The following is a 22,541-nucleotide window of genomic DNA, read 5'->3' as shown; positions in this document are numbered from 1 at the left end:
ACTTGTTGTTTGTTTATTCTTTACAATTATTATTAATATAATTTACTATGTTAACAATATTGGAATCAAAGTTAGACCTTATACTTTTTTTATCTTGAATTTTGTCTAAAAACTTTTTACAGTTGGGAGCATATTCAGTGATAAATTTTCTAAAACGTTTTTTTCCAATTTTAGAAGGAATGGAGTTTACAAAATCATTACCTTTTTTACCAAGGTAATAGTTCATATACATCTCAGCTCCTGATCCATCTGAAAAACCTGAAAAATATGAAGCCAAAGAATATAATTCTAAGGGACCACTAACTTCTCTTTTTAATAATAATATTGTTTTTCTTCTTTTCTTATAATGATGTTCTATTGAATCATTAAAGACTACTTTAGTTACAAGGTTATGATCAAAGCCTTTTTTTGAATCGTTTTTTTTCAATACAATTCTATTATACTTTACAATTTTAATATCTCCAGTAATAATAGATCCATCTTTAAGATAGATACTACCAGCTTTGTATTGACTAAACAAAGCAAAAGAAATAAAACAAAAAATAATAAAAAGCTTCTCTCTCATAAATAAATAAATAATTTTTACATTCTTTCAGGAACCTGAATTCCTAATAACCTGAATGCTGATTTTACAGTGTCCGCTATCTTTTTAGATAACTGAACTCTAAATACTTTTTTATCTTGATTTTCTTCTCCTAAAATATGTACGTTTTGATAAAATGAGTTAAACTCTTTTACTAAGTCGTACGTGTAGTTAGCAATTATAGCAGGAGAGTAGTTCTTAGCTGCTTGCTGAATTGTTTCAGGATATAATTCTAATAATTTAATTAATTCTTTTTCTTTTGCATGTAATTCAACCGAAACAGGGTTTGAATAATCAAAATCTGCCTTTCTTAAAATTGATTGAATTCTAGCATAAGTATATTGGATAAAAGGTCCTGTGTTTCCTTGGAAATCAACAGAAGCTTTAGGGTCAAACAAAATTCTCTTTTTAGGGTCTACTTTTAAAATAAAATACTTTAAAGCTCCTAATCCAATAATTTTATATAACTCTTCTTTTTCTTCTTCAGAATACCCTTCTAATTTTCCTAGCTCTTGTGAAATTGTACGAGCAGTATCAGTCATTTCAGTCATTAAATCATCAGCATCTACTACAGTTCCTTCACGAGATTTCATTTTTCCAGAAGGTAAATCAACCATACCATAACTTAAGTGATATAATTGTTCAGCCCAAGAATATCCTAACTTTTTAAGTATCAAGAATAATACTTTAAAGTGATAATCTTGCTCGTTACCAACGGTATAAACCATTCCTCCAACATCTGGCATGTCTTTAGAACGTTGAATTGCTGTACCAATGTCTTGAGTCATATATACAGCAGTTCCATCAGAACGTAACACTAATTTTTCATCTAAACCTTCATCAGTTAAATCGCACCAAACAGAACCATCTTCTTTTTTGAAGAAAATACCGTTTTTTAATCCTTCTTCAATGACATCTTTTCCTAAAAGGTAGGTGTTACTTTCATAATATAACTTGTCGAAATCAACTCCAATGTTTTTATAGGTTACATCAAAACCTTCATAAACCCAAGAGTTCATTGTTTCCCATAGGGCAACAACTTCTTTATCTCCAGCTTCCCATTTACGCAACATTTCTTGTGCTTCAACAAATAAAGGAGCTTGCTTTTTAGCATCATCTTCAGAAGAACCGCTAGCAACTAAATCAGCAATTTCTTTTTTGTATTCTTGGTCAAACTTTACATAGTAATTACCAACTAATTTATCTCCTTTTAAGCCAGTTGATTCAGGAGTTTCACCATTACCAAACTTTTGCCAAGCTAGCATTGATTTACAAATATGAATACCTCTATCGTTTATGATTTGAGTTTTGTAAACCTTTTTTCCTGAAGCTTTTATAATTTCAGAAACAGCATAACCTAATAATACATTACGAACATGTCCTAAGTGTAATGGTTTATTGGTATTAGGAGATGAATATTCAACCATTCTTGATGATTCATTTGCTGAAGGAGTAACAAATCCATAAGTAGTTTCTTTAGCAATTTCATTAAAGAATTTAGTATAAAAACTATCATTTATAACTAAGTTTAAAAAACCTTTAACTACGTTATAACTACTTATATCTTCAACATTTTCTACTAAATAAGCTCCTAAATCTTCACCAATTTGTACAGGGTTTCCTTTCTTGTACCTTAAAAGAGGAAATACCACAACAGTGATGTCTCCTTCAAAATCTTTACGGGTTGTTTGAAACTCAACACTTGGAATTTCAATATTATACAAGGTTAAAAAACCTTCCTTTACTTTAGTTTCTATTAAGGTTTGTATGCTCATTAGTTATTAAAAATTGAAGTGCAAAATTACATAATTTATTTGGATGATATTTAAACTGATTCTAACAATTTATATAGGTATTTTTGCAACATGGATAAAGACCTAGAAAACTTACAAAAGTTAGCACAAGATGTAGAAAAAGAGAATAAAAAATATTTTGCTACATTAAAAAAACGTACACCTAAAAACTTAGACCTTATCATGCAAGAATTACATGATAAAGAGTTTGAACGTACCGATTGTTTAACTTGTGGTAATTGCTGTAAAACTACAAGTCCAATGTTTACAGATAAAGACATTGAACGTATTTCTAAGCACTTAAGGATGAAGGCTCGTGATTTTGTAAACCAATATTTAGAGCGCGATTCGGACGATTTTATGGTGTTAAAATCTGCTCCTTGTACTTTTTTAGATGAACGTGATAATACTTGTTTTATTTATGATGTACGTCCGAAAGCTTGTGCTGAATATCCACATACCAATCGTAGAAAGTTTATTCAATTAACAGATTTGACGGTCAAAAACACAGAGGTTTGTCCAGCTACGTATAGAATTGTTGAAGAGTTAAAAAAACGAGTGCCTTTACAATCTAATAAAAAAGTGAGGAGATCTTCTAGAGAGAAAAGGTCTTAAAAAATATTTTTTAAGTTTTTCTATTTCTAGATAACTATCTAAGAAAAAGAAAATGATGAAACCTAAAAAACAAAAGAAACCATGGCCTACTAAAGATGCTATGGTTCAAGTTTATGAAAAGAATCTTTGGGGAGGTAATACTTCAGAGTTTTATTCAGGAGATGGTTCTCATAATATTGACATTGTAAAACCTTATATAGAAGTAATAACTTCTTTTCTAAATTCTTTTAAAAAAGGCTTAACTGTATGTGATTTAGGTTGTGGCGATTTTAATGTAGGAAAACAATTAGTTAAGTACACCAAAAAATATGTTGGAGTAGATATTGTACCAAACTTAATAGCTTACAATAAAGAAAAGTTTAAAAAAGAAAATTTAGAATTTCGTTGTTTAGACATTGCAGAAGAAGAACTACCAATTGCAGATTGTGTGATGATTCGACAAGTTTTACAGCATTTGTCAAATGCAGAAGTAAAACGGATAGTTGCTAAGCTATCAGCTTTTAAATACATTATTTTAACTGAGCATTTACCAGAGGGAGATTTTGAACCAAATAAAGACATTATTTCAGGACAAGGTACCAGACTGAAAAAGAAAAGTGGTTTAAATTTATTAGTATCTCCGTTTAATTTTAGAATTAAAGAACAACAACAATTATTATCTATTCCTTTACCTAATAATAAAGGTATTATTGTAACAACTCTTTTAGAGGTTTTTTGATTGTTGAAGATAGAGTATAGAGAATTAGTTACTCAAAACTTTTTCTTATTTTTAAGGAAAATATTTCATATTGGATACTATAGTTAATTATTTTGAAACAATTCCATCAAGTCATAGGAGTATAATTTTAGTAGGAGGAATTACTTTTTTTTGGCTATTAGAAAGTGTTGTGCCTTTGTTTAAGTTTAAATACAATAAATGGAAGCATGCATGGCCTAATTTATTTTTTACTGGAACTACAGTTATTATAAATTTTACACTTGCTTTTTTATTATTAAAAACTGCTGATTGGGTTCAAGCTAATAATTTTGGTTTGATTAATTGGTTGCCAACAATGCCCTTATGGTTATATGTAGTTTTAGGTGTATTATTTTTAGATTTTTTTGGAGCTTATTTAGCGCATTATGTAGAACATAAAGTAAAACCATTATGGATGGTACATTTAGTACATCATTCAGATCATAAAGTAGATACTACTACAGCCAACAGACATCATCCATTAGAAAGCGTAATACGTTTTACATTTACATTATTAGGAGTCTTTTTAGTGGGAACTCCAATTGCAATTATTATGTTGTATCAGTCAATGTCATTAATATTTACACAATTAACACATGCAAATATTAAAATGCCTAGAAGACTTGATAAAATATTGAGTTATGTACTGGTTTCGCCAGACATGCACAAAGTACATCATCATAATTTATTACCTTATACCGATTCTAACTATGGGAATATTTTTTCTATTTGGGATCGATTATTTGGAACTTATATGGAGTTAGATCGTGAAAAAATAGTATATGGTGTAGATACTTTTCCTGATGAAGAAAAAAACTCTAGTTTAAAAGAATTACTAAAACAACCATTTGCAGGATATAGAAGACCAACAAACTTAGAAGAGATTCAATAAAAATAAAAGCGAGCTTTAGGCTCGCTTTTTTATTAAGGTCTGATATGATCGTGATAATTAAATTCGAAATAATCGTCTTGTGGAGCTACAACTTCAGCTACAATTGAACAATTTATAGAAGATGAAGACACATCAGTAGTTGAACTAAAACTTGAACCATCTGCTTTAAAGCAAAGGTATTCATTTGCACCTCCAGAAATTTGTTTCATCATAGCTTTGTTAAGCTCTTTCACATCATTTAATTTTAAAATCTTTTTCGACATAATTTTATAGTTTAATTATTAATATTGATTTTAAAAGTATCATTATTTATACCTATAGTTTTGTATAAATTTTCGAAACAAGGGAATAACCTTCCGAAATATTTTTTTTAGTTTAATTGAGGTTTTTTCTTTAAAAAATATTAGGTATATCTGTGTTGTAGTTAATTTTTTATAAATGTGGTAAAATATTAACAATTATATAAAATATGATTACTAGGAGTTTTATAGATGATTTAGTAGATTTGATTTTATTAATTGCTAAAAATTAAAGAATTATGAAAAAGTTATTTATAACTGCTGTGTTTTTTATATCTATAATCCAGAAAGGTAATGCTACTCAATGGATGACTTCTTTTGAAGATGCAAAGAAAATGTCGATTGCGACCAATAAATTAATTTTAATCGATTTTTGGGCTACATGGTGTGTTCCTTGTAAAAAAATGGAATCTGACACTTGGAATAAACCAGAAATACAAGAAGTACTTAGCGCTTATGTTCCTTTAAAAATTGATATTGATGTTTTTAGAAAAGTAAGTAATAAATACTCAGCTAATAGAATACCTTATGTTTTGATAGTAGATGCAAATGGAGAAGTGGTATTTAATGAAACTGGGTATAAGGATAAAACTCATATGCTTAGAGTTTTAAAAAAATACGCAATAAATACAAAGAGTTTTCAAGAAGATTTTTCAAATTTTTATAAAAAACCAACACCTGATTTAACTTTATCTATTGCTGAAAAATATTTTGATACTTCATTATATGTTGATGAAAGTGTGAAGTTTAAATTCATAAAATTAGCTTCTACCTATTTAAAAAAATTAAAAAAGACTACTAATAAAAAAGAATACAATGAAAAGTTTTCTCAAAAAGCTGATTTGCTAGGAAATGCATATAAGATGCTTATAATGGGAAAAAATGATAAGGCTTTAAAATTTCTGGATAATAAGTTTGAAGAGAAAAGAATTTTACCAGAAAATAAAACTTTATATGATTTTATACATTTTGTAGCGTATAAAAAGTTAGAAGATAAGGAGAATGCTAAAGTTTGGTATAACAAACTTAAAGAAGATAAAGGATTTAAAAAATATCTTTTAAAATCAAGAAAGATATAAAGAAAGAGGCTTAAAAGCCTCTTTTTTATTGAATAAATATATTTTCTAGTCCTTTTATATAATTGCGCATTTTTACACCTGACAAATTAGTAAGAATAGAAATTACAATTTCTTCATCAGGGTAAATTAATAGCATTGAAGAGGCACCAATACCACCTCCTGAATGACTTAATTTAGTTGTGTTGTTTTTAGTTTTACGAATACTTATACCAATACCATAATTTGTTTTTTTACCATTATTAGTTTTATTAGAGGTAGTAAGTTTAGCTAATGAATTTGTTGTTATTATTTGAGGATTTATAAATTCATTTCCAAATAAAATTAAATCTTCAGAAGTAGATAAAAAACCACCACCAGCAGCTTTAAATTCATTACTCACTTTAGGGCCAATAATTATTTTTCCTCTTCTTTTTAAATAGAATTGAGTTCTATTTGTGTTTTCTGTATCAGATTTATCTACCATAGTTTTAGTCATTTTTAAAGGCACAAAAACTTCATCATTCATAAAGTCAAAAAAATCTTTTTTACTAATATTTTGAATAACAACACTCAACAAATTCCATCCATAAGTACTATACTTAAAATTGGTTCCTGGTTTAAAGAGTAAATCAGATTCTTTAAATATATCTAGCCCCTCAACAATAGACATTTTATCATTTATCAAAAATTCTGAACCTTTATAATGCCTAATTCCAGCTGTGTGTCCTGCAATTTGACGAATGGTAAAGTCGTAATCTTTTTTAGGAAAATCAGGAACATAAGTATATAAGCTATTGTTTAAGTTCAATTTATTATCGTCAATAAGTTTTGCTAAAGCAACAGCTGTTAATGTTTTGGAAATACTAGCAATTCTAAATTGAGTGTTTTTGGGAGATATTTTTATCTTATTTTTAAGATCTGAATAACCAAATCCTTCAGACCAAATAATTCTACCTTTTTTTGATACAGAAATTGAGAGCCCAGGAATTTTTTGCTCTTCCATAAAATTTTTGGTCAAATTTGTAGCTTCGTCTTTAAATTGAGCGTTTGATAATATTGTAAAACAAAGGAATAGTAATAATAAGTTAATTCTTGTTTTCATAGGTTTATTATGTTTTTGTTTTTTCAATCATTTCTAAAATTTTTTTACCACGAGCTTTACAGCCTTTGCTTTCATGAATTATTTTAGAACTAATTAAATGTTTTAACTCAGGATGAACCCAATCTTTTTCTAAGCCAAATAAATATAAAGAAGTCATGGTATAGGCTCTAACAGCTATTTTTTGATCGGTAATTAACCAGTCGAACCCAGCTTCAATAATACTTTCAATGTGCTTTTGAGTTAATACTTTTTGAGTGTTGTTTTCTTTTTTTGAAGTATAAGCAACTGCCAAATGTTCACAAATTTTAGCACAAGGTCTAATAGCACTATCAAAATGTACTTTAGAAATATTTTCAGTAAAGAAGTTTAGATAAGGGTGAATATGTTCAATATCATGATGTGTACAAATCCATTCCAATACCCAAGCTGCTTTGATAGATAATTTATTATCAACATCAAAAGTTAAATCAACTAAAGATTTTATTAATTTTGGCTGCTCTAATACAATAATAGCAGCATTGTTTCTGTTTACTCTAGCAGGGTTCTCCATATCATTTAAAACAGAAACTAAAAAATCAATACTCATATTGGTATGGTTTATGTATTTTTGAAATAAGTAAGTTATACAACTAAATAAAAAGAATTATCAATGCTAAATATAAAAAGGATATTTTCAATTGCACTTTTATTATCAGCTTTTTTTATTGTTTCAACTGAAGCACAAAAAATAAATCAATTTGATGCAAATGGAAAACGAACTGGTGTATGGAAGAAATTTTATGACAATGGTAAGGTTCGTTATTCTGGGCAGTTTAAAAATGGTAAAGAAGTAGGAGTTTTTAAGTTTTATTCTAATACTTCTTCAACACAACCAGTAATTGTAAAAACGTATAATAAAGAGATAGCTACAGTTAAATTTTATAACGATTTAGGTAAATTAAAGAGTGAAGGTAAAATGTTAGGAAAAAAGCGTATTGGAAAATGGATATACTATTTTGCTAATGGAAAGTTGTTTTCTGAAGAAGAATATAAAGATGGAAAGTTAGATGGAATTCTTAAAAACTATTATCCTAATGGAAAGGTAACCCAAGAAACTTCTTATATGGACGGGAAGAAAAATGGAGTTTCTAAAACTTTTACAGAATCTGGTATTTTAATTGAAGATGTTTTTTATAAAGATGGAAAGTTAGAAGGAGAAGGGAAATATTACGATTTAAAAGGAGGAATAAAAGAAAAAGGAATGTATAAAGATGGAAAGAGAATAGGGAAGTGGGAGTTTTATATGGATGGAGAAGTAGTAAATAAAAAGAAGCGAATGAAATTGTCTGAGCTTAAGAACAAATAAAAAAGAATATGCTTAGGAGTTTTATTTTACTATTAACACTGAGTTTCTTGATTTCCTGTGATGAAGATAAAGAAACTAATAAGTTCACTGGACTTTGGTTAGTAAAAAAAGTGAAAGTAGGTAAAGAAGAAATGACTCCTAATGCTCGATGGATGAATTTTAAAGAAGATTCTACTCAAATATCCGGTAATGGCTGGTTGCAACATTCTTATGGAACTTGGAGTTTAAAAGGTAATAGGTTGGTTGTTGTTGATGAAAATGGAATTACTGATACATCAGAGCCTTTTAAAGTTGAAATCAAAGAGCATAAAATGTTATGGGAAAGGAAAGAAGAAGGTGAGCATGTTACAGTATATTTAGAAAGAATAAATAAAATCCCTACTTCAGAAGGTAATAAATTACTAGGACTTTGGGGATTAAAATCTAAGAAGGTAGATAGCATTTCAAAAAAAGTTATAAACCCAACATCAACGCTACATCTAAGATGGGATAATACTTATGTCATAGAAAATTCTTCAAAAAAGAAGAAATATGGTATCTATAAAATTCATGGGCATAAACCAGAATTACAAATGGTAAATTATGGAGATACCCCAAAATTCAAATTTTATAAATTTACAGTTGAAAAAGATAAACTTACATTAAAATCGACAGATAATAAGGAGGAATTAAGTTATGTAAGAGTACATCAATTTCTTCAATAGTTTCATCAATTCTTTCCATAGTAAATAATGGAAAGGATTTCGTAAATTTGCACCTTCAAAAAGAAAGAATGAAAAGAGTAATAGTAGGACTTTCAGGAGGTGTAGATAGTAGTGTAACAGCTTATTTACTAAAAGAGCAAGGTTATGAAGTTATAGGCTTGTTTATGAAAAACTGGCATGACGATTCGGTTACTATTTCCGATGAATGTCCTTGGTTAGAAGATAGCAACGATGCAATGATTGTTGCAGAAAAATTAGGGATACCTTTCCAAACTGTAGATTTAAGTGAGCAATATAAAGAACGTATAGTAGACTATATGTTCAATGAGTATGAGAAAGGTCGTACTCCAAATCCAGATGTTTTATGTAATCGAGAAATTAAGTTTGATGTATTTATGGATATTGCATTAGGCTTAGGAGCAGATTATGTGGCTACTGGTCACTATTGTAGAAAATCAGAAGAAATAATTGACGGAGAGCCAGTATATAAATTATTGGCAGGAAAAGATACGAATAAAGATCAATCTTACTTTTTGTGTCAGTTGTCTCAAAAACAATTATCAAAAGCATTATTTCCAATAGGCGAGTTAACAAAGCCAGAAGTTAGAGAAATAGCTAAAGAGGCTGATTTAATCACGGCAGATAAAAAAGATTCTCAAGGATTATGTTTTATAGGTAAGGTAAGATTACCAGATTTTTTGCAACAAAAATTACAACCTAAAGAGGGGCAAATCATAAGAATACCAAATAGTTTCGAGCAATATAATAGAGTAGCTCCAAAATTTGAAAATAAAGAAGCAGAATTAGAGTATTTATCAACTAAATTTTCATACAAAAATGAAGATGGAGATGTGGTAGGTAAGCATCAAGGAGCTCATTATTTCACCAAAGGTCAACGTAAAGGATTAGCTGTTGGAGGAACAAAAGAACCATTATTTGTTATTGAAACAGATGTAGATGAGAATATAATTTATACAGGAGAAGGTAAAAATCACCCTGGTTTATATAGAAATGTTTTATTTGTTTCCAATGAGGAACTACATTGGGTACGTACCGATTTAACATTAAATCCAGGTGAAGAAATGGAAGTGGAAGCAAGGATACGTTATCGTCAGAAATTAGAAAAAGCAAGATTATATAGTGTAGAAAAAGGCTTGTATGTTGCCTTTGAAAATCCACAATCAGCTATTCAAGAAGGACAATTTGTTGCTTGGTATAAAGATGAAGAACTTTTAGGTTCTGGTGTGATTTCTTAAAAAGTAATTTATTATAAAATTAAGCCTCGAATTATTCGAGGTTTTTTTGTGCTTACTATTTAATGATTGTACATTTACCTTATGCAAAATAAGATTACTAAATTATTTAATATACAATATCCAATTATTCAAGGAGGAATGATTTGGGTTTCAGGATGGAAGTTAGCATCTGCTGTATCTAATGCAGGAGGTCTAGGTTTAATTGGTGCTGGATCGATGTATCCAGATGTGTTAAGAGAACACATACAAAAGTGTAAAAAAGCAACTGACAAACCTTTTGGAGTTAATGTACCAATGTTATATCCAGATATCGAAAAGATTATGGATATTATTGTAGAAGAAGGTGTAAAGATTGTTTTTACTTCAGCAGGAAATCCAAAAACATGGACTAGCTTTTTAAAAGAAAAAGGAATTACTGTAGTGCATGTAGTAAGTTCAGTAAAATTTGCGTTAAAAGCAGAAGCAGCTGGTGTTGATGCAGTGGTTTGTGAAGGTTTTGAAGCAGGTGGACATAATGGTAGAGAAGAGACAACTACATTTACGTTAATACCAATGGTAAAAGAACAGGTAAAAATACCTGTTATATCTGCAGGAGGAATAGGAACGGGTAGAGGTATGTTGGCAGCAATGGTTTTAGGTGCTGATGGAGTTCAAATAGGAAGCCGTTTTGCTGCAACAAAAGAATCTTCTGCTCACGATAATTTTAAACAAACTATTTTAGGGGTTAAAGATGGTGATACTCATTTAACTTTAAAAGAACTAGCACCAGTACGTTTGGTTAAAAATAAGTTCTATAATGAAGTTCAGGAATTGTATCAACAAAATCCTTCAATAGAGGAAATAAAAGAGTTGTTAGGTAGAGCTAGAGCTAAAAAAGGAATGTTTGAAGGAGATTTGGAAGAAGGAGAGTTAGAAATTGGTCAAGTAGCTGGATTAATCCATGAAATAAAACCAGCAAAAGAAGTTCTAGAAAGTATTATAGCCGATTTTAATGAAGTTAAAACATCAATGAACTCATTGTAATTCGAAAAGTTTTACTTGTAAATAAAAAAGAGGAAGTTTAAACTTCCTCTTTTTTATTTGGTTGTAATCTTTTAATAATTTACATAATCTACAATTTCTAATCCGTAACCAATCATACCAACTCTTTTAGTCTGTTCGGTATTAGAAATTAAGCGTAATTTATGAATATTTAAATCGTGTAATATTTGAGCACCAATACCAAAATCCCTATTATCCATAGTTACTTTAGGAGCTTTCATTATTCCTTTGGCTTGATTTTCTTTTAAACCACGTAAACGGTTTAATAAATTTAAAGCCTGACTCTGTTGATTTATAAAAACAATTGCACCTTTACCTTCGTCATTCACAACTTTAAACATTTGATCCAACTTCTTATCAGCATTATTGGTTAAAGTTCCAAGAATATCATTATTAACAAGAGTTGAGTTTATTCTTGTTAAAATTGGTTCATCCTTGCTCCAAGTTCCTTTAGTTAATGCAATATGTATTTGTTTATTCGTAGTTTGTTGGTAGGCGCGTAAACGAAAATCTCCAAAACGTGTTTGAATGTTAAAATCTTCTTTCTTTTCAATTAAAGAATCATGCTCCATTCTATAAGCTACTAAATCTTCAATAGAAACTATTTTTAAATCAAAGTTTTTAGCAACTTCTAATAATTGAGGTAAACGAGCCATAGTACCATCCTCGTTCATGATTTCAACAATAACTCCAGCAGGTTCTAAGCCAGCTAATCTAGCAAAATCAATAGCAGCTTCAGTATGACCAGTTCTTCTTAAAACACCTCCGTTTTTTGCTTTTAAAGGGAAGATATGCCCAGGCCTAGCAAGGTCAAAAGGTTTAGTTTCAGGATCTACAAGTGCTTGAATAGTTTTAGCTCTATCAGAAGCAGAAATACCAGTGGTAACACCTTTACCGCGTAAATCTACAGAAACTGTAAAAGCAGTTTCCATAGGATCGGTATTATTGTTTACCATCATTCCTAACTCTAATTCTTTACATCTGTCTTCAGTAAGAGGAGTACAAATTAAACCTCTACCATGAGTAGCCATAAAGTTTACCATTTCCGGAGTAACTTTGTTAGCTGCTGCTAAAAAATCACCTTCATTTTCACGATCTTCATCATCAACGACAATAATAACTTTACCGTTTTTTATGTCTTCAATAGCTTCTTCAATCGTGTTTAATTTAACTTTAGCTGTTGTGTGTGTTGTCATTTTTATGTTGTTTTCTCTTTTTTAGAGAATAGGTTGTTAAAAAAGCTGAATAGTTTTGTGAAAAGCCCTTTTATATCAAAAAGCCCTTTGTCTTTAGTTGCTCTTATTGTTAATGTTAATGCCAAAGGTAGCATTAAAAATACACTTAGCCAAGATCCTGTGATAGCTGTAAGAGAGCTTTCTTCAGCTAAGTTTCTTCCAAAAGTATTACTAAAAAAATATGTTACATAAACTCCAATAGCTAAAATCATAGGTAAGCCCATACCTCCTTTTCGTATAATAGAACCAAGTGGTGCTCCAATAAAGAAAAGCAATAAACAAGAGAAAGAAAAAGCTACCCTGTTATAAAACTCAATATCATATAAGTTAAGATATTTTCTTTTGTTTTTTAAAGTTTGCTTGTTTGATTTATCATTACTTATCGTACGTTTAACTTTTGAACTAGCACTATTAATAATGGTTTGTTGTTGATTAATGTCAAAGTTCTCTAATATGTTTGAAGAAAGCTTTTTATTAGCTAAAGAATCAGGATAAGAGTGTAAGTGGTTTAAGTCGATATTTAAAAATAAATTTTTTGCTCTATTAGAAATAAAATTATCATAATTTGTTTTCATAGTAGGCAAGGTATCTTTTAGTTGATTTAAACTTAACATATTATACTGTCGAGTATAGTTTTCCTTCTCAACATCTTTACCTGTTAGTGAAGAAATATCTATATTAATGATATATTCATCAAAATATGCGTGAGAGGCAGGCATTTTTTGAGAGTCTTTATATCTAGCTTTTCTTAGATGTCCTTCAAAATAATAGCCATCTTCTAAAACTAAGGTCATATATCTGCTACCTTCTTCAGTAATAATTTTACCTTTTTCTGCAGTAATAATTTTATTATTTCCTTTCTTAGCAGATAAATCATAAATCATTACCTTTTTTAAAAGGTTTTCTTCTTCACCATATTTTTCATCAAACTTAATTTGAAAATTTGGTAATTCAGCATTAAAACTACCAGCGACTAGAGCTATTGCAGGTTGTTTCAGTTTAATATTGATTTTCATATTTAACTGTTTCAACATAGCATATGGATATACATTGTTTAGAAACAGAAAATTAATTCCACTTAGTATGAGTGTTAAAAAAATTAATGGACGTACCATTCGAGGTAAAGATACTCCAGCAGATTTGCTTGCAGCAAATTCGTAGTTCTCAGATAAACTACCCAAAGTCATAATTGAAGAAAGTAATACTCCAATAGGTAGAGCTTGAGGAGCCATCAAAAGAGTAGTATACCAAAGAAATTTTAGAATAATTGGTACACTAATTCCTTTACCTGCAAAATTATCAAAAGCAAGCCACATGGCTTGCATTACTAATACAAATAAGATGATTAGGAAAGTTGCTAAAAAAGGTCTTAAAAAACTTTTTAAAATATATCTGTCTAGTATTTTCACAGATGCAAAGTTAGTAGGTTAGGTGAATAAAAAAACAAAAGTTTTGTTAATGATTTTAAAAGTATTATTAACAAAACTTGTTTTTATGTATTAATCGATAAAGTATCCTTGTTTTAAATACTTTTCTTTATCAAAAGAGAATAGGTTTTTAGAAATAGGTTGATTGCTTTTAAACTTAGTTATAGTAAACGTAGTTTCTGCTCCATTAGAACCTATTTGAACTAGCTTATAAATATGCTTTGTTTTAGCATCTATCCCTAATTGAACCTTAATAATATCAGAATTGCTATCAATAGGAGTTAAGTCTACAAACTGGATTTTTCTACCATTGCTATTTTTTAATTTCCCCATTGAGAAATTGTAACCTTCCTTATAAAAAGTTAATAATTTAGAAGGATAAATAAATCCATCTTCTTCATCTAAATCACCATTGGTAACACTAATTTCTTTTTCTTCTTGATTGATAACAACTAATTTTTTTCCATCAAAAAGAAAGTGGTTACCTAAATAATCTAAATTATATTTTTCACCAGAAAGTGTAATCTTTCCTCTAATAGGTGGATCATTTGTAATCCCTGCTTCTCTATTTACTAGGGAAGAATTAAAACCGATAATCATATTTTTATAGGCTCCCATTTTAGTAGATACTTCATCTAAAAGGCTTTTAGCTTCTGAAGAAGTATTTTGTCCAACTATGGTATTTAAGCTAATAAATAATCCAATAAATAATAATCCAACTTTTTTCATTTTATTGTTTTGCTTCCGTTTTTCGGAATTTTTTTAATTGTTATTTTTTTTCGTTTTCTAATAATTGTTCTAGTGCAACAAAATCAGGAACTAATACTTGTCTGGCTTTACTACCTTCGAAAGGACCAACAATTCCTGCTGCTTCTAATTGATCAATTAATCTACCTGCTCTGTTGTAACCTAATTTCAATTTACGTTGTAATAAAGAAGCTGAACCTTGTTGTGCTGTTACAATTACTTCAGCTGCTTCTCTAAAGAGTTTATCACGGTCTGCTATGTCTATATCAACATTTGTGCCACCTTCTTCACCAACGTATTCTGGTAATAGATGAGCTTCTGGGTAAGCACGTTGTGAACCAATAAAATCGGTTATTTTTTCTACTTCAGGAGTATCAACAAAAGCACATTGAATACGAGTAATATCGTTTCCTCCAGAATATAACATATCTCCACGACCAATTAACTGATCAGCACCTGGTGCATCTAAAATAGTTCTCGAATCTATTTTTGAAGTTACCCTAAATGCTATTCTGGCAGGGAAGTTAGCTTTAATAATACCAGTAATTACATTTACAGACGGACGTTGTGTTGCTACTATTAAGTGAATTCCAATAGCACGTGCTAGTTGTGCTAAACGAGCAATAGGTGTTTCTACTTCTTTACCAGCTGTCATAATTAAGTCAGCAAATTCATCAATAACTAAAACAATGTATGGTAAAAATTTATGTCCATTCTCAGGGTTTAATTTACGAGCTCTAAACTTAGCATTGTACTCTTTAATGTTACGTACCATTGCTGTTTTCAACAGGTCGTAACGAGCATCCATTTCTATACAAAGTGAATTTAAAGTATTTACTACTTTGGTAGTATCTGTAATAATAGCATCATCAGTATCTGGTAATTTAGCCAAATAATGACGCTCAATTTTATTAAATAAAGTAAGTTCTACTTTTTTAGGGTCAACTAATACGAACTTTACTTCAGCTGGATGTTTTCTATATAAAAGTGACGTTAATACTGCATTTAATCCTACAGATTTTCCTTGTCCTGTTGCCCCAGCCATTAATAAGTGTGGCATTTTAGCTAAATCGACTACAAGTGTTTCATTGGCAATAGTTTTACCTAATGCAACTGGAAGTTCCATTTGACTTTCTTGGAATTTCTTTGAAGAAATAACAGAGTGCATTGAAACAATAGTAGACTTTTTATTTGGTACCTCAATACCAATCGTTCCTTTACCAGGAATTGGAGCAATAATACGAATTCCTAATGCCGAAAGTGATAAAGCAATATCGTCTTCTAGGTTTTTAATTTTTGAAATTCGAATACCTGCTTCGGGTACAATTTCATATAATGTAATAGTTGGACCTACAGTAGCCTTAATTTGAGCAATACCAATTTTGTAGTTTTTAAGTGTTTCTACAATTCGGTTTTTATTAGCTTCAAGTTCCTCTGGGTCTATTGAAATTGTTTCGTTATATTCTTTTAATAAGTTGAATGTTGGGAACTTGTAATTACCTAATTCTAAAGTAGGGTCAAATTCACCAAAATCCTTTACTAATTGATTTGATAAGTTTTCAGTAACACTTTTTTCTTCTGAAACTTTTTCGATAGCTACTTCAACTTCTTTCTTTGTTTCTTCAGAAACTGTTAAAGTTGGTTCATTATTTATATTAGGATCTAAAACAACTTCCTCTTTATTTACAGTAGGAGGGGGAGTTGAAGTTTGTGTTTCTGAATGTTTAGAAATTGTAGGTTGTAAATCTTCAACTGAAATTTCGAAACTAGATTTTTTACTTTCTACTTCAGTTTCTTCTGCTTCTTTAATTTCTTCTGAAGCTTTTTCTTTTGCAGCTATTTCAGCAGCTGCTTTTTTAGCATCTTGTTTTTCCTTATTTGACTTTATTTGCTCGTTTATTTTCTCAGGTGTAATGCTAAATCGTGTAATTAGATAAGTGATTAGGAAGAATAATAATAATATTATGACACCAGTTTTACCTAAAAACGTTTGTAAGTATTCATTAAGTTCAAAACCAATAACACCTGATAATAAAGCATTCTTTTTTTCTACAAACCCTAAGGCTGTAGAAATCCAAAGCATTATTAATAATCCCCAGTTCCAAGAAGGTAATATTCTTTTTAGGTTTGCTTGAAGTAAAACTCTAGAACCTGTTAAAAATAAAGTAAGAGGGATAAGAAAAGACCCCAATCCAAAACCTTTATAAATAAAAAAGTTGCTCAATTTAGCTCCTATTTTACCTAACAAATTCTTAGTCGGAATTTTTTTATCTGCAAATTGTGTTAAAGTGCTTTGATCTTCTTGCCAAGAAAAGAAAAAAGAGATGAAAGCAACTGTTAAAAATATTGAAAACAGTATTAAAAAAGCACCAGTAATAGTTTGATTTTGTCTATTAGAAAAGAAAGACGAAACCTTTTTAAATAAATTGGTTTTAGGTTGTTTTTTTTGAACAGTTGTCTTTTTTTTTGCCATGTATTTTTGTTAGAAATAAATTGAACGCTACAATATAGCTATTATTTTAGGAAGATAGATAATACCAGCAATTACTAGTGATATTAAAGCTGCAAAAGCAGGTGCTCCAGCTGCGATGTCTTTTATAAAACCAATTTTTTTGTGGTAATCTGGATGAATAAAATCTGCAACTTTTTCAACAGCAGTATTTAAAGCTTCAGCAACTAAAACCATTCCGATAGCTAAACATTGAAACATCCATTCAGAAGCAGAAATATTAAAGTAAAAACCAACAATAGTAGCTATAATAGCAATACTAAATTGTGCTTTGATACTATCTTCTGTGGTAATTAATAGCCACATTCCTTTTAAGGCAAACTTCATACTACGGAGTCTGCCTTTAAAATATCCGTCATTCGGGTTTTTCATAAATCTATAGAGCTTTTAAAGCTGCTTCATAATTAGGTTCGTCAACAATTTCTGAAACTTGTTCAGTGTAGGTAACGTTACCTTCTTCGTTTATAATAACAATACAACGAGAGTGTAATCCAGAAAGAGGTCCGTCTTTAATTTCTAAACCATAATCTTTACCAAAGCTACCTGTAGAAAAATCAGATAACATTACAACGTTTTCTATTCCTTCAGCTCCACAAAAACGTCCTTGTGCAAAAGGTAAATCTCTAGAAATACATAAAACTTTAGTGTTTTCTAAGCTAGATGCTTTTTTATTAAACTCTCTAACCGAAGTAGCACATGTTCCAGTGTCAACACTTGGAAAAATATTTAAAATTAATCGGCTTCCCGAAAAATCACTTAAACTTTTGATTGATAAATCTGTTGCTGCTAATGAAAAATCCATTGCTTTATTTCCAGTTTCAGGTAAGTTACCTACTGTTTCTACTGGGTTTCCTTGTAATGTTATTGAAGCCATTTTTTTCAGTTTTTAAGAAAATCAAAGGTAATTAAATTTATTAAAAAATTAAGAAGATAAAGGTAGTAGACTATTAAAAAGTTATCTTCGCCTCTCGAAATAATATAAGTTTTGAATTTACAACAATATACATCTGAATTTAAGTACAATTGGAAATTAGCTGCGCCAGTAATGCTAGGAATGTTGGGACATACTTTTGTAAGTTTTGTTGATAATATTATGGTAGGACAGTTGGGAACAGCTGAGTTAGCAGCTGTTTCTTTAGGAAACAGTTTTATGTTTATAGCAATGTCTTTAGGAATTGGTTTTTCTACTGCTATTACACCTTTAATTGCTGAAGCAGATTCTTCTAATAATTTTACACAAGCAAAGTCTACTTTTAAACATGGATTATTTTTGTGTACTACTATTGGAATATTAATGTTTTTAATGGTTTTCTTTTCGAAACCTCTAATGTATTTAATGAAACAACCAGTAGAAGTTGTTGAATTAGCAATTCCATATCTAGATTTAGTAGCATTTTCATTAATACCTATGATTGCTTTTCAGGCGTTTAAGCAATTTAGCGATGGAATGTCTATGACAAGATATCCAATGTATGCAACTATTGTAGCGAATGTTTTAAATGTGATGTTTAATTACCTATTAATTTTTGGAAAGTTTGGATTTCCCGAGTTAGGTATAATCGGAGCTGCTTACGGAACTTTATTATCACGATTTGTAATGGTGTTCTATTTATGGTGGTTGTTAACAAAAAAAGAACGTTCTAAGCGATTGGTAACAAACATTAAATTATTTGTGTTAGATAAACTAATGATTAAAAAGATTATCAATCTAGGAGCACCTAGCGCCATGCAAATGTTTTTTGAAGTAGCCATATTTACTGCAGCTATTTGGTTAAGTGGTTTATTGGGAAAGAACCCTCAAGCTGCTAATCAGATTGCCTTAAATTTATCTTCTATGACTTTTATGGTGGCTATGGGATTAAGTGTAGCTTCAATGATTAGAGTAGGAAATCAAAAAGGATTACAGGATTATAAAGCGCTGAGAAGAATTGCTTTCTCAATATTTTTATTAGGGATTATTTTAGCAGTTGGTTTTGCAACAATCTTTTTTGTATTTCATAAAAGTTTACCGAATTTATATGTAGATTTAAATGATGCTACCAATTATGCCGATAATATGGAAGTAATGAAAATAGCCGCGAATTTATTAATTGCAGCAGCTATTTTTCAAATATCAGATAGTATCCAAGTAATGGTTTTAGGAGCTTTACGTGGTCTACAAGATGTAAAAATACCAACAATAATAACCTTTATTTCGTATTGGGTAGTTGGGTTTCCAGTAAGCTACTTTTTTGGTTCAGAAGAAAAATATGGAAGTTTTGGTATTTGGTTAGGTTTACTTGCTGGACTTACCACAGCTTCAATCTTATTATTTATACGATTTAACAAACTAACTTTAAAATTGATTAAAACAAAACATAATGAACTTACCTAAATTTTTATTAGCAGATAATAGCAATCATCCTGATGATATTTTTGTGTTGCATACTGAATTTCCTCGTTTTTTGATTAATTTAAAAGATGATGAAATTGAGTGGTTTGAAGATTTAACAGGAGAAAGAGAAGATGATATTACAACAGAACTAGCTAGTTTAATGGATAAGGCTGGAGAGTTTTATGATGAAGAAATGAAAAAATATGAATAAATTTAAATAAGAATTAAGTTTAATAAAAAAATGCCCATTGAAAATATTCAATGGGTTATTTGTTTACAATTGTTCCATAAACATAAGAAAATGAATCTCTTCCTTTTTTGGTAAGCGAAGAATCTATCATAGCAAATAATAACTGAATATAATACTTAGAGCTCTTGCTTGCAGATGAAGGTTTGTCATAAAATACAGCCAAATCAACAGTCCATGAATTAAATATAATTAATAAACCATGTATTTTCTTTTTTAAAAGTTTTTCATCGTTTGAAGGAGTCATATAGCCATTTTCCATTAAAAACTTAGAAATTCGATAAATCACATTATGATATACTTTGGCTCTCTCTATAGTTTTTTCCTTAATTCTCGGATATTTAGTAGTAATATCATAACTATTTAGAAGAAAGAAACGGTATTTTAAAGTCAAATCCATTAACTGCTTTAAGCTTTTCAGCATAAAATCAAATTCAAAAATTTCACCTTCAAGATTTTGGATAGATTCATCCATTTCATCAAGTAAGTTTTGATGTAATCGCATAACAATATCATCTTTTTTAGGAAAGTGATAGCATAAATTACCATAACTCATACCAATCTCTTCACTAATTTTTTTGCTTGATATATTAGAGTAACCTTCTTTATTAAAAAGAGTTAGAGCGGTTTCTAGGATGCGTTGTTTTGTATTCATTTTTCAAATTTAGGCATTTAAGCCTATTTTTTGAAATATATTTATATATTTGTCTAGGCATTTTTGCCTAATTACTGAAAAATATTATAAATGAACACAGCAGTCGACACTAAAAAAGGAGGAGCTTTTTTATTTCAGAATGAAAATTTAGATACTTTTTATATTCCTGAAATAAAAAGTCAAGAATCAGAAATGATTCAAGAATCAGCAAAACAATTTTTAAAAACAGAAATAGAAACTCGTAAAGAAGAGTTAGAAACTGTTTCTGGGATTGAAGAAACTCCAGAGTTACTTAAAAAATGTGGTGAGTTAGGTTTTTTAGGATTAGAAGTGTCGGAAGAGTATGGAGGAATTAATGTTTCGTTAAAAGAAGTCTTACATTTTGTAGAAGCTTTTAGTAAAGGACATTCTTTTGCAGGTGCTATTGGTGTTCAAACAAGTATAGGTATAGCTCCAGTTTTATTGTATGGTTCTGAATTTTTAAAAGAAAAGTATGTAGCCAAAATGATGCAAGGGGAGTTGATTTCTGCTTTTGCTTTAACTGAACCAAATGCAGGAAGTGATGCCAACTCAGGAAAAACCTTGGCTACGATTAATGAAAATGGAGATTATGTGATTAGTGGTCAAAAAGCATGGATTTCTAATGCTGGTATTGCTGATATTTTTATAGTGTTTGCTAAGATTGAAGATGATAAAAATCTTTCAACTTTTGTTGTTGATAAGGATTTTGGAGGTATCAGTTTAGGCCCAGAAGAAAAGAAAATGGGGTTATCTGGATGGAGTACAAGACAGGTGTTTTTGGAAAAAACAGTGGTTCCAGCTACTCATCTTTTAGGAGAAAGAAATAAAGGTTTAAAAATAGCTTTAAACACATTAAATACAGGGAGAATTAAATTAGGAGCTTCATGTATTGGTATTGGTAAGAAAGCATTATTACATTCTGTAGAGTATGCTTTACAAAGAGAACAGTTTAAAAAATCGATAATAGAGTTTGGTGCTATTAGAGAAAAAATATCTAAAATAACAACGAATATTTTCGTAAACGAAGCAATTGTATATCGAGTAGCTAATGATATTGATATGCTTACTGATGAATTAGTTGGAAATGGAATGGTTTTTTCTAATGCTAAAATAGAAGCTTTAAAAGAATATAGTATTGAATGTGCTATAGCTAAAGTTTATGGATCAGAAGTACAAGATACTATTGTAGATGAAAGTGTTCAGATTTATGGAGGAATGGGATTTTCTGCTGAGTCTCCAGTTGAACATTTATATAGAAGCGCTCGTATAAGTAGGATTTTTGAAGGAACAAATGAGATAAATCGTTTAGTAATTATAAAAGAGTTTTTGAAAAAAGGAATGAAAGGGGAGTTAGACTTCTTTTCTCCTTACACTCAAATAACTTCTGGTTTATCAAACCCTATCGAATCATTTTCTGCTGATGTAATTGAACAATATGAGCAAGTAGTTCAGAACTTAAAAGATTTAACAGTAATTACATCAGGAGTATGCATGCAAACATTCATGGCTGAGTTAGCTGAAGAGCAAGAAATATCAATGCATATAGCCGATTTACTTATTAATGTATATGCTTTAGAGAGTGTGTTGCTAAGAATAAAGAAGTTACAAAAGATAGGTAAACTAGATGCTTCAATTCATTATGCTATCTTAAAAATAGTAGGTTTTGATTCGTTTAATTCAGTAGAAAATTCAATTAAAAATCTTGTGGCAAGTTTTGATAATGAAAAAGATGCTGAAATTATTAATTCAGCTTTCAAAAAGTATGATCACTTACCACATTACAATATAAAAAATGAACGAAGAACCGTTTGTTTATTTGTACAAGACACAAAAGGGGTTTATAGTTTGAATTAAACTATAAAAGAATTTTGTTGTTAGTTATAGTTGAAAATCTCGAGGCCT

The 22,541-nt window shown here is 29.7% G+C and carries 23 protein-coding genes; 11 read left to right on the top strand and 12 right to left on the bottom strand.

Annotated features, from left to right (window positions below; all coding sequences use genetic code 11):
- Positions 1-13 precede the first annotated feature (13 nt).
- Both MHN29_RS06925 and argS read right to left on the bottom strand, forming a co-directional pair.
- Positions 14-565 carry a hypothetical protein gene (locus tag MHN29_RS06925; RefSeq protein ID WP_235273806.1) on the bottom strand — a complete coding sequence of 184 codons (552 nt, stop codon included), beginning with the start codon at positions 563-565 and terminating at the stop codon, positions 14-16.
- Positions 566-582: 17 nt separating this feature from the next.
- Positions 583-2,358 (bottom strand): arginine--tRNA ligase, encoded by a 1,776-nt coding sequence (argS, locus tag MHN29_RS06920; RefSeq protein ID WP_235273805.1) that lies wholly within the window; start codon positions 2,356-2,358, stop codon positions 583-585.
- Positions 2,359-2,448: 90 nt separating this feature from the next.
- Here argS and MHN29_RS06915 point away from each other — a divergent pair, with 90 nt between their 5' ends.
- The 3 genes from MHN29_RS06915 (at position 2,449) to MHN29_RS06905 (ending at position 4,619) form a co-directional block, all read left to right on the top strand.
- Complete coding sequence (locus MHN29_RS06915; protein ID WP_235273804.1) at positions 2,449-2,991, top strand: YkgJ family cysteine cluster protein; 543 nt, start codon at positions 2,449-2,451, stop codon at positions 2,989-2,991.
- A gap of 52 nt (positions 2,992-3,043) precedes the next feature.
- The gene (locus MHN29_RS06910) at positions 3,044-3,709 is read left to right on the top strand and encodes a class I SAM-dependent methyltransferase (protein WP_370630561.1); all 666 of its coding nucleotides are present in this window, start codon (positions 3,044-3,046) and stop codon (positions 3,707-3,709) included.
- A 70-nt stretch (positions 3,710-3,779) separates the two neighbouring features.
- Positions 3,780-4,619, top strand: coding sequence for a sterol desaturase family protein (locus MHN29_RS06905; RefSeq protein WP_235273803.1), 840 nt, complete (start codon positions 3,780-3,782; stop codon positions 4,617-4,619).
- Between the two features lie 32 nt (positions 4,620-4,651).
- On the opposite strand, the gene MHN29_RS06900 is transcribed toward MHN29_RS06905, so the two are convergent.
- The gene (locus tag MHN29_RS06900; protein ID WP_235273802.1) at positions 4,652-4,882 is read right to left on the bottom strand and encodes a bacteriocin; all 231 of its coding nucleotides are present in this window, start codon (positions 4,880-4,882) and stop codon (positions 4,652-4,654) included.
- Between the two features lie 275 nt (positions 4,883-5,157).
- Here MHN29_RS06900 and MHN29_RS06895 point away from each other — a divergent pair, with 275 nt between their 5' ends.
- Positions 5,158-5,997, top strand: coding sequence for a thioredoxin family protein (locus MHN29_RS06895; protein WP_235273801.1), 840 nt, complete (start codon positions 5,158-5,160; stop codon positions 5,995-5,997).
- Positions 5,998-6,022: 25 nt separating this feature from the next.
- Here the strand turns inward: MHN29_RS06895 and MHN29_RS06890 are convergent, their stop codons facing one another.
- Positions 6,023-7,078 (bottom strand): serine hydrolase, encoded by a 1,056-nt coding sequence (locus MHN29_RS06890; RefSeq protein WP_235273800.1) that lies wholly within the window; start codon positions 7,076-7,078, stop codon positions 6,023-6,025.
- Between the two features lie 7 nt (positions 7,079-7,085).
- Entirely contained in the window at positions 7,086-7,664 is a 579-nt protein-coding gene (locus MHN29_RS06885) for an adenylosuccinate lyase (RefSeq protein WP_235273799.1), read from the bottom strand.
- Between the two features lie 63 nt (positions 7,665-7,727).
- Between MHN29_RS06885 and MHN29_RS06880 the strand changes: the two genes are divergently transcribed.
- From MHN29_RS06880 to MHN29_RS06865, 4 genes are all read left to right on the top strand, one after another.
- The gene (locus MHN29_RS06880) at positions 7,728-8,423 is read left to right on the top strand and encodes a toxin-antitoxin system YwqK family antitoxin (RefSeq protein WP_235273798.1); all 696 of its coding nucleotides are present in this window, start codon (positions 7,728-7,730) and stop codon (positions 8,421-8,423) included.
- 47 nt (positions 8,424-8,470) lie between these two features.
- Positions 8,471-9,127: a hypothetical protein gene (locus tag MHN29_RS06875; RefSeq protein WP_235273797.1), complete on the top strand. Its 657-nt coding sequence runs from the start codon at positions 8,471-8,473 to the stop codon at positions 9,125-9,127.
- Positions 9,128-9,144: 17 nt separating this feature from the next.
- Entirely contained in the window at positions 9,145-10,383 is a 1,239-nt protein-coding gene (gene mnmA / locus MHN29_RS06870) for a tRNA 2-thiouridine(34) synthase MnmA (RefSeq protein WP_317208028.1), read from the top strand.
- Between the two features lie 81 nt (positions 10,384-10,464).
- Positions 10,465-11,406: a nitronate monooxygenase family protein gene (locus tag MHN29_RS06865; protein ID WP_235273795.1), complete on the top strand. Its 942-nt coding sequence runs from the start codon at positions 10,465-10,467 to the stop codon at positions 11,404-11,406.
- Between the two features lie 71 nt (positions 11,407-11,477).
- On the opposite strand, the gene ribB is transcribed toward MHN29_RS06865, so the two are convergent.
- The 6 genes from ribB to tpx form a co-directional block, all read right to left on the bottom strand.
- Positions 11,478-12,620, bottom strand: a complete 1,143-nt coding sequence (ribB, locus tag MHN29_RS06860; protein ID WP_235273794.1) for a 3,4-dihydroxy-2-butanone-4-phosphate synthase — start codon at positions 12,618-12,620, stop codon at positions 11,478-11,480.
- Between the two features lie 2 nt (positions 12,621-12,622).
- Positions 12,623-14,068: an LptF/LptG family permease gene (locus MHN29_RS06855; RefSeq protein WP_235273793.1), complete on the bottom strand. Its 1,446-nt coding sequence runs from the start codon at positions 14,066-14,068 to the stop codon at positions 12,623-12,625.
- Positions 14,069-14,158: 90 nt separating this feature from the next.
- Positions 14,159-14,815 (bottom strand): outer membrane lipoprotein carrier protein LolA, encoded by a 657-nt coding sequence (locus MHN29_RS06850; protein ID WP_235273792.1) that lies wholly within the window; start codon positions 14,813-14,815, stop codon positions 14,159-14,161.
- Positions 14,816-14,855: 40 nt separating this feature from the next.
- Positions 14,856-17,306: a DNA translocase FtsK gene (locus MHN29_RS06845; RefSeq protein ID WP_235273791.1), complete on the bottom strand. Its 2,451-nt coding sequence runs from the start codon at positions 17,304-17,306 to the stop codon at positions 14,856-14,858.
- Between the two features lie 27 nt (positions 17,307-17,333).
- Positions 17,334-17,714 (bottom strand): diacylglycerol kinase family protein, encoded by a 381-nt coding sequence (locus tag MHN29_RS06840; protein ID WP_235273790.1) that lies wholly within the window; start codon positions 17,712-17,714, stop codon positions 17,334-17,336.
- A 4-nt stretch (positions 17,715-17,718) separates the two neighbouring features.
- On the bottom strand, positions 17,719-18,216 hold the full coding sequence (gene tpx / locus MHN29_RS06835) for a thiol peroxidase (protein ID WP_235273789.1): 498 nt from the start codon (positions 18,214-18,216) through the stop codon (positions 17,719-17,721).
- Between the two features lie 111 nt (positions 18,217-18,327).
- Between tpx and MHN29_RS06830 the strand changes: the two genes are divergently transcribed.
- A complete protein-coding gene (locus MHN29_RS06830; RefSeq protein WP_235273788.1) occupies positions 18,328-19,716 on the top strand; it encodes an MATE family efflux transporter in 1,389 nt (462 codons plus the stop codon).
- Positions 19,703-19,927 carry a hypothetical protein gene (locus MHN29_RS06825; RefSeq protein WP_150898941.1) on the top strand — a complete coding sequence of 75 codons (225 nt, stop codon included), beginning with the start codon at positions 19,703-19,705 and terminating at the stop codon, positions 19,925-19,927. The genes MHN29_RS06830 and MHN29_RS06825 overlap by 14 nt, the downstream gene beginning before the upstream one ends.
- A 55-nt stretch (positions 19,928-19,982) precedes the next feature.
- Here MHN29_RS06825 and MHN29_RS06820 read toward each other — a convergent pair whose 3' ends face one another.
- Positions 19,983-20,618: a TetR/AcrR family transcriptional regulator gene (locus MHN29_RS06820; protein WP_235273787.1), complete on the bottom strand. Its 636-nt coding sequence runs from the start codon at positions 20,616-20,618 to the stop codon at positions 19,983-19,985.
- A gap of 90 nt (positions 20,619-20,708) precedes the next feature.
- Here MHN29_RS06820 and MHN29_RS06815 point away from each other — a divergent pair, with 90 nt between their 5' ends.
- On the top strand, positions 20,709-22,493 hold the full coding sequence (locus tag MHN29_RS06815) for an acyl-CoA dehydrogenase family protein (protein ID WP_235273786.1): 1,785 nt from the start codon (positions 20,709-20,711) through the stop codon (positions 22,491-22,493).
- Positions 22,494-22,541 lie beyond the last annotated feature (48 nt).

This window comes from Tenacibaculum sp. Cn5-46 (genome assembly GCF_022347705.1).
Taxonomy (GTDB): domain Bacteria; phylum Bacteroidota; class Bacteroidia; order Flavobacteriales; family Flavobacteriaceae; genus Polaribacter; species Polaribacter aiptasiae.
This window is presented reverse-complemented; position numbering and strand designations above follow the sequence as displayed.